The sequence below is a fragment of the Acinetobacter sp. B-6 genome (assembly GCF_056930735.1).
In genome coordinates, this window is the sequence record NZ_JBXPBY010000026.1 from 1 (window position 1) to 15,505 (window position 15,505).

Annotated in this window: 18 protein-coding genes; 10 read left to right on the plus strand and 8 right to left on the minus strand. The window is 36.8% G+C overall.

Features of this window, described 5'->3' with window-relative positions:
- The 4 genes from AC1Z3T_RS20680 to AC1Z3T_RS20695 form a co-directional block, all read right to left on the minus strand.
- Positions 1-207, minus strand: a 207-nt coding sequence (locus AC1Z3T_RS20680) for a CoA-transferase (protein ID WP_286087165.1), incomplete at its 3' end; no start/stop codon positions are given.
- Positions 208-340: 133 nt separating this feature from the next.
- Positions 341-1,261: a catechol 1,2-dioxygenase gene (catA, locus tag AC1Z3T_RS20685; RefSeq protein WP_100885736.1), complete on the minus strand. Its 921-nt coding sequence runs from the start codon at positions 1,259-1,261 to the stop codon at positions 341-343.
- A 150-nt stretch (positions 1,262-1,411) separates the two neighbouring features.
- Complete coding sequence (gene catC / locus AC1Z3T_RS20690; RefSeq protein ID WP_005033095.1) at positions 1,412-1,702, minus strand: muconolactone Delta-isomerase; 291 nt, start codon at positions 1,700-1,702, stop codon at positions 1,412-1,414.
- 14 nt (positions 1,703-1,716) lie between these two features.
- Complete coding sequence (locus AC1Z3T_RS20695; RefSeq protein WP_100885735.1) at positions 1,717-2,826, minus strand: muconate/chloromuconate family cycloisomerase; 1,110 nt, start codon at positions 2,824-2,826, stop codon at positions 1,717-1,719.
- 121 nt (positions 2,827-2,947) lie between these two features.
- Here AC1Z3T_RS20695 and catM point away from each other — a divergent pair, with 121 nt between their 5' ends.
- Complete coding sequence (gene catM, locus AC1Z3T_RS20700; protein ID WP_009586366.1) at positions 2,948-3,862, plus strand: cis,cis-muconate-binding transcription regulator CatM; 915 nt, start codon at positions 2,948-2,950, stop codon at positions 3,860-3,862.
- Between the two features lie 140 nt (positions 3,863-4,002).
- On the opposite strand, the gene AC1Z3T_RS20705 is transcribed toward catM, so the two are convergent.
- Positions 4,003-4,191: a hypothetical protein gene (locus tag AC1Z3T_RS20705; RefSeq protein ID WP_004829530.1), complete on the minus strand. Its 189-nt coding sequence runs from the start codon at positions 4,189-4,191 to the stop codon at positions 4,003-4,005.
- 179 nt (positions 4,192-4,370) lie between these two features.
- Positions 4,371-4,949: a DJ-1/PfpI family protein gene (locus AC1Z3T_RS20710; RefSeq protein ID WP_100885734.1), complete on the minus strand. Its 579-nt coding sequence runs from the start codon at positions 4,947-4,949 to the stop codon at positions 4,371-4,373.
- A 253-nt stretch (positions 4,950-5,202) separates the two neighbouring features.
- Between AC1Z3T_RS20710 and AC1Z3T_RS20715 the strand changes: the two genes are divergently transcribed.
- Positions 5,203-5,676, plus strand: coding sequence for a hypothetical protein (locus AC1Z3T_RS20715; RefSeq protein WP_100885733.1), 474 nt, complete (start codon positions 5,203-5,205; stop codon positions 5,674-5,676).
- Positions 5,677-5,815: 139 nt separating this feature from the next.
- Here the strand turns inward: AC1Z3T_RS20715 and AC1Z3T_RS20720 are convergent, their stop codons facing one another.
- Both AC1Z3T_RS20720 and AC1Z3T_RS20725 read right to left on the minus strand, forming a co-directional pair.
- Entirely contained in the window at positions 5,816-6,334 is a 519-nt protein-coding gene (locus AC1Z3T_RS20720; RefSeq protein ID WP_042090002.1) for a chromate transporter, read from the minus strand.
- Positions 6,335-6,340: 6 nt separating this feature from the next.
- Positions 6,341-6,922 carry a chromate transporter gene (locus tag AC1Z3T_RS20725; protein ID WP_042090004.1) on the minus strand — a complete coding sequence of 194 codons (582 nt, stop codon included), beginning with the start codon at positions 6,920-6,922 and terminating at the stop codon, positions 6,341-6,343.
- A gap of 177 nt (positions 6,923-7,099) precedes the next feature.
- Between AC1Z3T_RS20725 and AC1Z3T_RS20730 the strand changes: the two genes are divergently transcribed.
- From AC1Z3T_RS20730 to AC1Z3T_RS20765, 8 genes are all read left to right on the plus strand, one after another.
- On the plus strand, positions 7,100-7,984 hold the full coding sequence (locus tag AC1Z3T_RS20730; protein ID WP_100885732.1) for a LysR family transcriptional regulator: 885 nt from the start codon (positions 7,100-7,102) through the stop codon (positions 7,982-7,984).
- Positions 7,985-8,199: 215 nt separating this feature from the next.
- Complete coding sequence (locus AC1Z3T_RS20735) at positions 8,200-10,272, plus strand: M13 family metallopeptidase (protein WP_100885731.1); 2,073 nt, start codon at positions 8,200-8,202, stop codon at positions 10,270-10,272.
- A 264-nt stretch (positions 10,273-10,536) separates the two neighbouring features.
- Positions 10,537-11,553: a hypothetical protein gene (locus AC1Z3T_RS20740; RefSeq protein ID WP_100885730.1), complete on the plus strand. Its 1,017-nt coding sequence runs from the start codon at positions 10,537-10,539 to the stop codon at positions 11,551-11,553.
- A gap of 668 nt (positions 11,554-12,221) precedes the next feature.
- Complete coding sequence (locus tag AC1Z3T_RS20745) at positions 12,222-12,743, plus strand: hypothetical protein (protein WP_100886321.1); 522 nt, start codon at positions 12,222-12,224, stop codon at positions 12,741-12,743.
- 251 nt (positions 12,744-12,994) lie between these two features.
- Positions 12,995-13,489, plus strand: a complete 495-nt coding sequence (locus AC1Z3T_RS20750; RefSeq protein ID WP_100885729.1) for a DinB family protein — start codon at positions 12,995-12,997, stop codon at positions 13,487-13,489.
- 144 nt (positions 13,490-13,633) lie between these two features.
- Positions 13,634-14,380, plus strand: coding sequence for a hypothetical protein (locus AC1Z3T_RS20755; RefSeq protein WP_228153615.1), 747 nt, complete (start codon positions 13,634-13,636; stop codon positions 14,378-14,380).
- A 258-nt stretch (positions 14,381-14,638) separates the two neighbouring features.
- On the plus strand, positions 14,639-14,803 hold the full coding sequence (locus AC1Z3T_RS20760; RefSeq protein ID WP_228153614.1) for a DUF6364 family protein: 165 nt from the start codon (positions 14,639-14,641) through the stop codon (positions 14,801-14,803).
- 304 nt (positions 14,804-15,107) lie between these two features.
- Positions 15,108-15,293: a hypothetical protein gene (locus tag AC1Z3T_RS20765; RefSeq protein WP_010591352.1), complete on the plus strand. Its 186-nt coding sequence runs from the start codon at positions 15,108-15,110 to the stop codon at positions 15,291-15,293.
- Positions 15,294-15,505 lie beyond the last annotated feature (212 nt).

Consider the following 15,505-nt stretch of genomic DNA (forward strand, 5'->3'; position numbering starts at 1 on the left):
CCCTGATTTGAGGAGTTTTGCCAAACCATAATCGCCATTGCCTGCATTGTTGTTGACAATGACCAAGTCTTTGACACCAAGCTCAATCAATCCATCAATCAGCTCTGCGGGTTGTCCTGCCGTTCCAAAGCCGCCAATCATAATGGTTGAACCATCCTTGATTTTTGATAGGACTTCCACCATGGATAAAGAACTTTTATCAATCATAAGACTTAACCTTTGTCTATGTTTCCAAATTGCTATGCATAAATGAGTCAGAACATATTTATGCATAGCGATCTAAAACAGGTCATGAGATAAACGCTGTTATCTCACGACCTCACGCATAAAAAATTTCTAATTAAGCACTTGCACGGCGACGATCTACTTCAGTCGTTGGTGCATCTACTTTTTCTTTTACTAATTCAACATTGAAAGTAATGTGTTTGAATGGTTTGTTAACACCACGACGAGCAAGTTCAGCTTCATCAGTGACATCTTCTGCAGTAGCAACTAAACCTTCACGTGTAGCAAATGCAAAGTCATCCCATAGGTACTTGTCACCTTCAATATTAAATTGAGTGGTGAGTTTGCGATAACCTGGTGCAGAGACAAAATAGTGAACATGCGATGGGCGATTTCCATGACGTCCCAGCAAATTGAGTAGCGCTTGTGTTGTTCCTTCAGGTGGACAGCCATAACCCACTGGCATGGTGGTTTGAGCAACATACTGACCATTGGCATCAGTTAAAATACTACGACGTAAATTAAAATCAGATTGAGATTTATCAAAGAAAGAATAGTTGCCTAGACTATTGGCATGCCAAACTTCAACTTTGGCACCTTCAAGAATGTTGCCATCTGCATCTGTGACTTTCCCCTCGATAAACAGGGTATCAACATGATCTGATTCAGAACCATCATCCATACGGGCAAAGCCCACGGATTCAGGTGCACCTGCAACATATAATGGACCTTCGATCGTGCGTGGTGTTCCACCTGTAATACCAGCTTTCGCATCGGCTTCATCAGCACGTAAATCTAAATAGTGTTCTAAGCCTAATCCTGCTGCCAACAGACCAAGCTCGTTGGCTTGACCAGCATCGGTAAAGTATTCTAAACCTTTCCAAAGCTCAGTTTGAGATATATCCAAGTCTTCAATAGCTTGGAATAAATCTCCGAGTAGACGAACCACAATTTGCTGAACACGTGGATTCACTTCACCTGTTGCAGTGTCTACATTCATTTGTTGAACTAATTTATCTATTTCTTGGCGGTTCATACTGATTCTCCTGAAGTATGAAAGGTGTTACGTGGCTTGCTTTGCTTACTCATGGTTGATTGATGAAATATTTAAACCAACAGCTTTGCTTGCTCCATTGCTCACCACAGTCCTTGTTAATTACGTTGATAAAAAAATGATCAATACAGTTTAACTGTCATCTTCACGCACAGATGATGGGTGACGATTTAAAGCCATCACTTCAATATTCATGTAAGGGTACAGTGGAAGACCTTGTAAAATGCTATGCAGTTCTTCGTTGCTCTCAACATCAAAAATACTGATGTTTGAATACTGTCCTGTAATGCGCCAAATATGACGCCACTTGCCTTGTCGTTGTAAATCTTGTGAATATGCCTTTTCAACAGCTTTAATTTCATTGGCTTTTTCAGCAGGCATATCCAGTGGGATATTTACATCCATTCTGACTTGGTAAAGCATGGGAACTCCTTGAATTATTTACGACGTAGCTTGTCAATTTTGTCTTCATCCAGTTCAATACCTAACCCAGAAGCTGTCGGAATTTTCAGCTCAAAATTTTCATATTGAAGTGGTTTTTTTAAAATTTGTTCTGTGAGCAGCAATGGACCAAATAGTTCAGTGCCATAAGCCAAGTTACTGAATGTTGAAAAAACATGGGCTGAGGCGATCGTACCTACAGGTCCTTCCAGCATGGTGCCGCCATAGAGATCGATTCCCGCTAGATTGGCTAACTTTCCAACTTCACATGCTTCAATTAAGCCACCTGATTGAGCGACTTTTACTGCAAAAACGGATGCTGCATTGCATTTCGCCAGTTCATAAGCACTTTGTGGTCCCATTAAGGACTCATCTGCCATAATCGCAATATCAAACTTTCGCGTTAAGCGTTGCATAGCATCAATATTTTGAATTGCACAAGGTTGTTCGATCAAATCAACCCCGCCATCTTGAAGCATTTTGATGCCTTTAATTGCGGTTAATTCAGACCATGCTCGGTTGACATCGACTCGAATTGAAATCTCACTGCCCAATGCTTGTTTAATGGCCAACACATGTTCAATATCTTGCTCTAAAGGTCGCGACCCAATTTTTAATTTGAAAATGTTATGACGTTTTGCGGTAATCATTTTCTTGGCTTCAGCAATATCTTTTTCGGTATCGCCAGAAGCCAATACCCACAATACTGAAATAGTGTCGCGTAAACGCCCACCTAATAATTCACTGACAGGAATTCCCAAACGTTGAGATTGAATATCCAATAAAGCAGTTTGAATGGCACATTTTGCAAAACGGTTACCATTGATATTACGCTGAATCACTTGCATGGTTTGTGCAATATTCAATCCAGACAAAGTCTTGAGTAAAGGTGCAAAATAAGTGTCAATATTGGTTTGAACACTTTCAGGACTTTCTTCACCATAACCTAAACCACCTATTGTGGTTGCTTCCCCCCAGCCAACAAAACCATCTTCAGTCGTGATTTTAATCAGCACCAAAGTTTGTGTTTGCATCGTCGCAACCGCCATCTTATGAGGGCGTATTGTCGGGATCTCGACTAACAGTGTTTCTATGGACTTATACATACTGCGAATTTCTTAAGTATTAATCTATTTATATACCCTAAATTAATGTAATATCTTTAACTAGGCTGGATTTGGTATTTTTAGATACTTAAAAAGTATATTTTGGTGCGAGATAGATAAAATGGAATTAAGACATCTTCGTTACTTTGTGACTGTGGTTGAAGAGCAAAGTATTACCAAAGCGGCTGAAAAATTATGTATTGCGCAACCGCCCCTGAGCCGACAGATTCAAAATCTTGAACAAGAACTGGGCATCCTATTATTTGAACGTGGTTCGAGACCTGTAAGAACAACGGAAGCAGGGCAGTTTTTTTATCAACATGCGGTACAAATTTTAACCCATACAGCTCAAGCGGCATCTATGGCAAAACGAATTAGTGCAGTCAATAAAATTGTACGTATCGGTTATGTCAGTTCACTTTTATATGCGCTGTTGCCCCAAATCATTTACTTGTTTCGTCAACGTCATCCTGATATTGAAGTGGAATTAATTGAATGTGGGACCAAAGACCAAATTGAAGCATTAAAGCAAGGTAAAATTGATTTAGGTTTTGGTCGTTTAAGAATTAGTGACCCTGCGATTAAACGTATTGTACTTCGTGAAGAAAAGCTGAAATTGGCTGTACATAAAAATGATCATCTCGCTGAATATATCGACCAAGGTGTTTATTTATCACAAATTACTCATGAAACGATTTTCTCTTATCCCGCAACTCAAAAACCCAATTTCTCTACCTTAATTCAGTCGATTTTTACTGAACTGGGATTGGTACCCAAAAATATGGTTGAAGTGCGTGAAATTCATATGGCTTTAGGCTTGGTCGCATCAGGCGAGGGGATTTGTTTGATTCCTGAAAGTGCCAGTGATATTGGGATGAAGAATTTAGTTTATGTGCCTATTTTAGATTTGGAAGCCTATAGTCCAATTTCGTTATCAGTTCGAAATATGGATCAAAGTAGTTATGTGCCGAACATACTTGCATGTGTGAGAGAGGTTTTTGAGCAAGAAAACATTAGCTTAAAAATGAATCTGTAAATGGTCTCAATCTATGCAACTACTGCATGGAAACGTTCTTATATTCTGGATTTGGAATACATGTGCTTAGAACGCTTCCATTTAACACTTCAAGTTTTGATGAAATAGTGCAATTCATTTTTAAACCATTGATCAATGCTTTAAATTTTTTTCCATTGCAGATTTTCTTCATCAAAATTGATTAAAAAAGATGTTCCCGATTCATCACCAACCAGATAAGAAGATGGATTGACCATGAGGACTTTTAATAAGGTTCCTGCTTCAATGGTGATTGGGCGTAAATTTTCTTTCGTTAATGTAACGGGTTGAAGTAATTCAATGATTTCCATTTTTTAAATTAACCTGTTGTTTGACTAAAAATTCATTCATTCATCATGACATAAATGAAGACCTGAGGCTGAAACTTAAATTAAAAAGGTTCAATTTAATGTATTTATATGTAATCTAAAGAATATTGATCAAGATTAAGCTAGATTTTGATGTGTATGCAAAATCTAGCTTTTCATGTTTACAAAGTGATGTTAGCACCAAGAACTTTAACAAATTGGGCTAACCAAGCAGGATGTGCAGGCCATGCAGGCGCAGTCACCAAATGACCATCAGTCACGGCTTCAGTAACAGCTATATCTGCATATTGACCACCTGCCAGTTTAACTTCAGCGGCACAAGCAGGGTAGGCAGAACATAGACGACCTTTTAATACATCAGCAGCAGCCAGTAGTTGTGCGCCATGACAGACTGCGGCAATCGGTTTCTTTACAGTATCGAATTCACGCACAATTTCAACAACACGTGCATTCATTCGCAAATACTCAGGCGCACGACCACCAGGAATTACCAAGCCGATATAATTTTGCACATCAACTTGGTCAAAATCATAGTTAATTGCAAAGTTATGACCACGTTTTTCACTATAGGTTTGTTCACCTTCAAAATCATGGATTGCCGTGGCTATACTGTCACCATTTTTCTTATCTGGGCAGACTGCATGGACGGTATAACCTAATCCTGTAAGGAATTGGAAAGGAACCATGGTTTCATAATCTTCAGCATAATCACCGACTAACATCAAAATTTGTTTAGACATTTTTTCACCTGCTGTTCAAAAAATAGTTCTCCTTTCAGGTAAAATAACATGCTCAGATTGCAGTTTTAAGTTGAATTTATACGGCTTTAGTCTTAATTTTATTCAGAACGTTGTAATCAATAGATATGTAAATTTCTTATTCTAAAGCAAGACTTTTCAGCTTGAGAAAATAACGCTTGAAGCTCAATCCACAACAGGAAGAAGTCGCCGACTTATTTTAAAAGTGATGAATATAGGATTAAAAAGGAAAAATATGAAAAAGTATCTTTTGGGTATTGGTTTAGTGCTTGCAGCAACAGTAAATCATGCTGCGACGCAACAAACAGTGTATCGGGGAATGGGGGAGGCATCTTCACAATTTCCAAGCTTTAAAAAAATGTTCAAAGATGGACTAATCAATAAAAAGGCAGAAGTTTCTAGATATGATTACAATGATGTCTATCGACTTAAGAAACCCCTAAATTTTATGGGACAAAGCGTCGTTTTGGTTTCAGATGAGTATATGTCTCAATACGCTGGGTGTTGTGTAAGTGAGGGTTGGGGAGCACTTGTCGCAAAAAATACAGATTTAAAACAATTAACTCAATTTGCAAAAGCCAATCAATGTTCATTGACTGAAATGGATCGAAACAGTACAGACTACTATTATTACAAGCTGAAACAGCTGCCAAAAGCACAATATTATGAACTTTCTTGTCGTGAACGAGATCTAGAAAACCAGCAGTAATTTGCATTCAATACATTCGCCAAATCCCCTTTAAAGGGGATTTGGGTTTTATTAGCGATGTGTTTTATAAACGTTGCATTTTATAGAAGTCGAGATTTCCAAGTTCAATTGAAGACAGTTAAACCTAATAATAACGTGACTACAGAATCAGTACACCTGTTCCTGCACCAATCAACATTAACCAAACTGGATGAACATTTTTAAACACACTAAGTACTATAGTCAGGACAACGATTGCAATCAGTAAAATATTTTGTGCAGATGCCTGAGCAATAATCCATGCACTGACGAGCACTAAACCTACAGTAATGGGCTTTAATGCTTTTTCAAATCTCGCACGTAATGGATGGCTTTTAAAATTATTCCAAAATTTCAGTGCATAGACAGTGATAAGTGAAGAAGGTCCGAATTTGGCAAAAGATGTAACAAGCAATCCCATCGGTCCTGCAACATGCCAGCCGACTAAAGGCACAATCATCATATTTGGACCAGGCGCAGCCTGTGCCATAGCAAACATAGAACTGAATTGTTCAGCGGTCATCCATTGATGAACCACCACAACTTGGTGTTGCATTTCTGGCAAAATGGCATTACCACCGCCAAATGCCAGTAAAGACAATTGAGTAAAAACCAAAGTGAGTGCAATTAGGACATACATTTTGCTTTACTCCTGAGTGAATCTACGTTGTTTAAAGGCTAAAACAGCCATATTCACAGTGACTAAAATCAACAGCGTCAATGCCAAAGGTAGTTTGATTAGCAACATGAAAATAATGGTCAGCAAGATGGTGAAATAAGTTAGTTTACTTTTCATGATTGGTTTCAACATTTTAAAACCTGTGGCAAACAGTAAACCTGCTGCTGCAGCCGCTAAACCTTGGATCATGTGGCGAACGATGACAATATCTTGGAAATTGACATACATTTGATACAGTGAAATCACAATCAATGTGGGTGCCAACATCAATCCGAATACCGCACTGAATGCACCTTTAACACCAGCAAAATCATAACCAATCGCGACAGCCATATTGACAATATTGCCGCCGGGTAGAATTTGGCAGACCCCAAGCAAGTCTGTAAATTTTTCAGCCGTTAGCCATTTTTGATCTTCAACAATTAAACGATGAGCCAGTGGTAGTACACCGCCGAATCCCATTAAGCCAAGCTTCATAAAGCCTAAAAATAATGCTTTGCAATTCGGTGTTTCAATGGCTTGCTCCATTGGCATTGCTTCACTATTCATTTAGACCTCTTCAATTTGCTGTGCTGAGTGGATTGAATGTGATTATCTGCTTGTTGAGTTATAATTAAAAATGCTATTTTTGCTGTTATTCATACCTAAAAAGTATGGTTATATTGAATTGTTTTCTACAACATGACGCATTATTCGCTTGATACATTTTTATATGAAGGGAGCCACATGATTGATATTCATAAACTCAATGCTTTTGTTGCTGTGGTTGAGGAAAGTAATATTTCTCGTGCAGCCGTACGTTTGAATATGCAACAACCACCATTAACACGCATAATCAAAAGTCTGGAAGATGAATTAGATACCCAATTATTAAAGCGATTACCTCGTGGAGTTGAGGCAACTGAAGCAGGTAAAGCACTCTATCAAGAAGCAGTCACGATCCTTGCACATGCCCAAGCGATTCCTAAACGTGTGCAGAATATCTCGAAAGGATTGGAAGGGCAGATCAATATCGGTTTCACAAATTCAGTCAGTTTGCATTCATTTTTACCTGCATTGTTACGGAATTTCCGTGAGAATTTTCCTGCTGTATCCATTCATTTAGAAGAAGATGCCAGTAGTTCATTGATTGATTCAATTATTAATGAAAAAAATGACATTGTATTTTTACGTAAACCCGCGCCGATAAACTTGGGGTTAAAAAGCTTACATGTCTTGGATGAGCCATTGATTGTCGCTTTGCCGAGTAATCATCCTTTAACTTTACAGGGTGATGTGATTCATCTGTTGGATTTAGAACCCTATGACTTTGTACTATATCGTCGTTTGGCGGGTCAGGACTTATTTGACAATATTTTGGCATGTTGCTATCAGGCGGGTTTTAGTCCAAGAATTGTCCAAGAAGCACCTCGCTTAACCTCAAGTTTAAATTTGATCGCTGCGGGAATTGGTTTATCGATTGTTCCAGAAGCGATTCGAGATTTTTGGAATAAACAGATCGTTTATAAAGCATTACAAGCAGATACCACTTGTATTGCACCGATTTATGCGGTGTATCAACAAGATGCTGAAAATGTACGTTTAAAACATATTTTAAATTTACTGGATTAATGACATCATTTTTTGTATTTAAAGCAGGGTGTTTTTAGAACAGATATTCGTAAGTGCTATCTGACAATGACTCTATCGAGCATATGTATCGGTAAGCTAAGCGAAATTAAAAAATTAACGCAATCATTGCATTTTTGCTACACATAAAAGTTGAGCTCGGGATTAGTATTATCTTTTTAAATTCAAGCGTTAAAATTAAAATTGAGGATAGGCTTTTGAAACTCAAATTTGTAAAAAATGTTTTAGTATCAGCAATGATGTTGTCCTCTACAGTTTTATGGGCAGAAACAGTAGCGACAGCAGTTCAAATGACGCCTACCACTGTAAAAGATCAGAAAAAATCGGGGATTGACCATCAATATTTTGATCAAACTGTAAAAGGCAGTGATGATTTTTATCAACATGTGAATGGTGGCTGGATAAAAAATACGGAAATTCCAGCAGATAAATCTCGTTGGGGCACATTTGATATTTTGCATGAAGAATCATTAAAACAACTGCACGATATCGTCGATGAACTGTCAAAGCAACAGTTGGTTAATGGAAGTTCTGAACAAAAAGTTGCGACCCTATATGCTAATTTTATGGATGAAAAGCGTATAGAAACATTAGGTATTCAACCAATTCAAGCTGAAATCGAAAATGTTGATGCCCTTAAAAGTAAAAAAGATATTGCCCAATTAGCCGCACATTTTTCACGAATTGGTGTCACCAGCCCGTTTGATGTAGGCGTTGACCAAGACATGAAAAACTCTACACAAATGATTGCAATGATGGGACAAAGTGGTTTAGGTTTGCCTGATCGTGATTATTACTTAAAAAATGATGCAAAATTTAAAAAGGTACGTTCACAATATTTAAGCTATATCGAGAAAACGCTAAAATTGGCGGGTGATACTCAAGCTGCACAACATGCTCAAGCCATTTTAAAATTAGAAACGCAGATCGCGAAAATACAGTGGAGTAATGTCCAAAATCGTGATGTAACCAAACTCTACAATATTTATAAGGTTGAAGACTTAGCCAAACTTAGTCCAAAAATTGATTGGAAAACCTATTTAGAAAAACAAGAGCTGGCAGATAAAATTAAAACCATACAAGTGATTCAACCGAGTTATTTTAAAGGTTTGAGCCCAATTGTTGACAATACCTCGTTGGATGCTTGGAAAGCTTATTTCAAGTTCCATTTGGTGAGTGATTTTTCACCTTTACTCAGTAAAGCTTTTGTCGATAACAGTTTTGATTTCTATAGCAATCAACTCCGAGAAATCAAAGAACAAAAACCGCGTTGGAAGCGTGGTGTGCAATTGGTCGAAGGTACTTTGGGTGAAAGTCTCGGACAGATCTATGTGAAAAAATATTTTTCTGCTGAGAAAAAGCAACGCATGGAATTACTGGTTCAAAACCTGATGAAAGCCTATTCACAAAGTATTGAACAATTGGATTGGATGAGTCCAGCAACCAAAGTCCAAGCACAGAAAAAGCTGGCAAGTTTTGCGGTGAAAATCGGGTATCCAAACAAATGGCGTGATTACTCAGCTTTGGACATAAAAAATGATGATTTGATTGGTAATGTGATTCGTTCACGTGAGTTTGAACATCAATATGCGTTGAATAAATTGGGCAAACCGGTTGATCGTGATGAATGGGGAATGACACCACAAACGATCAATGCGTATTACAATGCTTCTTTAAATGAAATTGTTTTCCCTGCAGCTATTTTGCAACCTCCATTTTTTGATATGAATGCTGATGATGCAGTCAACTACGGTGCGATTGGTGCAATTATTGGTCATGAAATCAGTCACGGTTTCGATGACCAAGGCAGTCAATTTGATGAGTTGGGCAATATGAAGAATTGGTGGACTGCAGAAGATCATCGAAAATTTAAAGAAAAAACCAATGCACTGGTGGCTCAATACAATGCCTATGAACCGATCAAAGGCTACCATGTTAATGGCGAGCTAACCTTGGGTGAAAACATTGCGGATAATTCTGGTTTGGCGATCGCCTATAAAGCCTATCAATTGTCCTTAAATGGTCAGCCAGCACCAGTGTTAGACAATTTAACCGGTGAACAGCGTTTCTATATCGGTTGGGCTCAAGCATGGCGTTCGAAAATCACTGATGCGATGCAAGTGGAATTCCTAAAAAGAGATCCACATTCGCCAGATAAAGTGCGTGGCAATGCAACTTTGCTGAATCAAGCACCATTTTATGATGCATTCCATCTTAAACAGGGAGATAAAATGTATTTGCCTGCAAATAAACGTGTCACTATTTGGTAATACCAAAAAAAACCTGCCAAGCTTGTTGATGGTTTGGTAGGTTTTTCATTCTCATCTCTATTACTGGCTCATTATTACCTTTTGAAAATCGCTGTTTAGGTTGAGCTTTTCTGACTTTAAATTAATTGATTATCCCTAATTCATTTTTTTGTGATTTTTTTATCATTTTATCCGGATAAATAGTGAATAAATTCAATAGAATAAGTTTGTTATTTTGGGTTGATTACGCTATTTTGTTAAAAAAATACAATTGAGAAATGTTAGGTGAATTTAAAAGCATTCTTGTGGTTTACTGGGGCTGGTTGTTTACTACAGGCTTGTACAAGCATTAATACTTCAACATCTGATACATTTAAACAATATGCGTCTCCGCAAGAAATGATTGATAAGAAAAATATCAATGATAATCAACGGTCATCTAAAGAATATGTTTATGATTGGGGACCTAAACAAGGTCATCAAACGGTGCAGTCATTGACACCGAAAACTTATTTAAACAGTTATTGTGTTGCTAAAGGTGGGCGTTTTAGCCAAGTTCAAACCAGTACGATGAATTTGGTCAAAGATGTATGGACAAAGAAATTATTGAATACCTATAGCAGTGTAAAACAAGGGATTGGTGCATATCACTGTGTCGAAACGAATGGTCAACAATGGTATGTTTCAATTGAACCGTTATCTGAACGAAAGCTAGAGCAGAGTGAAACCCGTGCTGTTATCTTGCAAACCAAAATTATATCTCTGGATGAATTAAAAAAACTGTATAACACTAAATCCAATGTCACAAATGCCCAGCAAGAAAAGAAAGCAAAAAATCATCCTGCTAAAAGTACTGAAATAAAAGCCAATAATTTAAAAAATACACCTGTAAATATTGCCGTGAAAACTGCTCCTATAAAACCGATCGAGGAAAAGAAAACAGTTACGCAGATGGTGGGGGAAGTGAAAGAAAAACCGCAAACTGAAAAAGTAGTGACCACACCACAAGCACAGCAAATGCAATTATATAGCGCTGCACGTAAAGATTTAGGACGTGGACAAAATCAGATTAATGCCTGTAATAATGCTGAACGCGCCTATAATTATGGGCGTTTACATGGAGCAAGTGGAATCAATGTCTATGCAGAATCAGGTGTTTTAGTGGCAAGATGTTTAACCAATGTACCGAGTTATAGTCAACGGTTCTCTAATCCGCAAGATCGAGCTAAACGGATTTTGCAGAATTTATCCACCAACCAAAATCATGCAGTTGCGAAACATATGTTAAAACAAATGAAGTGATAATGACTTGGTCGTGGTAGCTCAGTGGCATTGATTCAAACCTCAATTAGTCTAAGATTCTTACAAGCAAATGAAATATTGCTTTGATGAGATTGAAGATTGAGCGAATGATCAGTTGAAAAATAACCTCAACAATAAATTCTTTTATAAAGCTTCCTAGTTTTTTTAAGATGCGAAAGACCCATTTGAACATTGCACTGATTTTTTTAAAGATATAATCAAATATCATTATAAAAGGTTTATGTTTATGCAATAGCCAGCACTGTTGGAGTTTGCTTATGCTGATTCTTGGAGGATGCTTACAAAAAATCAGCATGTACAGCCAAATCGAGAAAATAATACCTATACCTGAGAGTGTGATGTACAACATTGACATAAAGTTTTGTTTTTAATTTTCACATGATGTTTGTAGTGTATTCTAATCACATTCATGTCAATTTTTTTAGATAATGATCAATTTCTAAAAAAGACATTCAAAAGTATGTATAGAAAAATGCTCAGAAACAAGCGAACCAAAGAATCAACAGACTGGAAACAATACATTTTCAATTTATTTGAATTTTAGTGTTGTGCCTGAAAATGAGAACTTGATCAATTTACAGAGTCACAAAAGTGCTGATTCATCATTTATGTTAAAACTGGATCAGTCTTCAATTGGAAATTTTCCCATGTCACGCCCAGTTCTTTCCTTTATTTCAAATCAGTTCTCAAAACTTGGACGCACTGTGTTGATCGCTAGCGCATTGATGGGAACTGCACAATTTGCTGTTGCAGGACCCACAGTCGACCAACTTAGCGATTGTTTAGTCAAAGCGACAACTGCGACAGATAAGACCACTGTATTGCAATGGACTTTCGCCGCCTTATCAGCTCATCCTGACTTAAAAGCATTAAGTAATGTCAGTGATGCTCAAAGAACCCAACTTGATCAGAAATTCGCTCAGGTTTTACAACGTGTTATTGTTGAACAGTGTTCTGCACAAGCCAAAGCTGTTATTCAAACTGAAGGCTTACAAGCTGTTGGTGATAGTTTTCAAGAGTTAGGGCGTAGTACAGGAGAAGATATTGTTAAAAACTCTGAGGTGAAGAAACAGTTACAGGGCGTACTACGCTATGTCGACTTAAACAAACTGGTCATGACATTTTTAACTCCAGATATTTGGAATAAATTGGGTACGATTCGTCAATAAATCATCTTACTAAGCATCTTTAGCAAAGCGCATTTTGTTCACTATATGAATTAAAAATTGTAATGCTACCCCCTGACTCTTTCTTATTTATGGTTAAGGAGGGTAGAGGGGTATTCACAAAAAAAATTAAACTTAAACTGATTTTATGCCCATAAATTATAGTTGCTTGCACCTTATTGAAAGATTGGTTTTTTAAACTATTTACATGCTATCTTGATGATTGAATTGTAAGAATGCGCTAGGTCAATTGAATGGATTTTGTAAAACTGTTTCTTTATAAACAATGGTCAGATCAACGCTTATTCAAAGCCATTGCACAGATCGACCAAGAAAAATATTTAGATGATTATCAGTTTGCTCAACAACAATTCAATCATATGATCATTGTCGAAGAGTTATTTCGAACCCGACTAGAACATAAAAAAGCGTTACATACACAGACCAATACTGAAGTTTTACCTACATTTGATGAGTTACAACAACGGATTGAACATTCTCATGCATGGTGGATTGAATTTGTAGAAAATATTCAATCAGATCAACTTGCTGAAATTGTGCATTTTCAATTTATCGATAAAAAAACAGGCTCTCTTTCAATAGAAGAAATTCTTTTTCATATCATCAATCATGGCACATACCATCGGGGGAATATTGCCCATGCCTTGCATCATGCTCAAGTGATTCATCCAGCGGATACATATACAGTTTTTATTCATCAACATGAACCTGAGCGTAGAGCTGGTTAGAGCATTTCATTTTCCAAATATTAAATTAAAATTTTTAACAATAGACCCAGACCTATGGACAAGAAAGCAGTCAAGATTTTACTTAAAACCATGAAGCACTCTCAGGATGAATGCTTAGAAAATTGGTTTTATTGGGACAGGTATATGAAATTTATTATGGATGATGAATTTGAATACGCAAAAAGTCATTCAGTCATGTTTGAACCAGAGAAAATAAGCCATAATGAGATTTGCACAAGAATCAAAAATGCAGTGGATCATATTGAAAAACAAGATGTTGTAAATGCATTTATCTATAGTCTCAGTACCCGACAATTAGAATATCGTTCCTTTTTATCGAGTTATTGTATTGGCAAAAGTTTGATTGAACATGATTTTCTAGAGAGCCCAGAGCCGAATTCAACAATCTGTGCCGTGTGCGGTCTACATCGATTTGAATTTGAAGATCCGATTGAATTTAATACGATGAATTATTTCAAATACAAACATGGAAGCTGTACAGTGAATTTGATTTCAGTTCTATTCGATTTAGAGCAGTTTCCTAGACTTCCTGTTGTTAAACCAAGTGAGATAGATTTCAGTATTCTCAACCAACTCAAATCAATTATTGAGCATGCACAACCCAATGACAGAATAGCGCAATTGAAGAAGAGTATTGCTCAAGCTGTTAAATCAAATGATGAAGAGCGTTTGGGGCTTTTAGAAATTTTTGGTGTGATTGGTATTTTGCATGATGATGAACATTTTGGCTATGTAGACCAATATGTGACTTATCCTGAAAGGGTACATCGCCCTATTAGAAATGATGATGTAAACTACCCTACACGATGGTGGCAAGGAAAGTTTGGCGTTGATCAAGAAAAATGGGATTATTGGTTTAAGAGTAAATAATCAGCAGTAGATGTAAGGCATGGCATTGAAAGCTTTATAAGATTAAACAATAGATTTATCGCATTGATTTTATTGATCTAGAAATTACATTTAATGAATGAGCTTTTTAACGCATTGACTATAAGAGATTTTTGCTTTCTGAAATAAAAAATAAGTCTTATGATCGTATCAATTGTTTTATAGATTGGTTAAGATTTAATTGTCAAAATTCAACCAATACGTATGATTAATTAAATGATACGCATGAGGTAAAATCTTATGCAAGCGAAATTGACCTTATCTATAAATAAAAAAGTGATTGAACGGGCGAAACTTTATGCTCAGGAACATGAGCAGAGTGTTTCGAGTTTGGTTGAAGCTTATTTAGATCGTATTTCAGCACACACAGAAACTTCCAGTAATATTCAAGCACCTATTACTTGAAGCTTAATCGGTATGTTTGCCGATCAAGACCAAGGGCAGGATTATAAGACACTGCTTTCTGAAGCTTGTATGGAAAAACATAAATGAGCGAGCGGATATTTATTGATTCTGATGTGATTTTGGATGTGGCTTTAGCGCGTCAGCCTTTTGTTCAGGCAAGTCAAATTGTTTTAACGCTGTGTGAGAAAGGGTAATTTACAGGGTGCGTTTCTTCGAACAGTAGTGCAAATATCTACTATATTTTGCGTAAGTTGGGGGTGATGAAAAAGCTCGTCTTTTTATTCAACAACTTTTAAAATTTTTGGTGATCATCCCTGTTGATCATGTTGGGATTTCTCAAGCGCTGGTGTCTAAGTTTTCTGATTCTAAAGATGCAATTCAATATTTTTCTGCGTTGAGTTTTGGTTGCCGCAAAATCGTAACGAGAAATATTAAAGATTATAAATTTGCTGAAATAAGTGTTGTTTCACCGAGTGTTTTTGTTGGCTGAGCATATTTTCCCAAATTAAATTTTTTGTCAATATTTGGTCATTAAAAGCACTCTCCAAAATTAGACTAAAAGTGTTCAACTTTTGGAGTGCAGTTCAGCAATGGTGGTGTTTATTTAGGAATAAATGATTACCAAAAGACAACATCTTACTTTTATAATGATTAAAAAATTAATAAATAAAGTGTTTAGTTTTTAGCTTTCCAAGAATATTT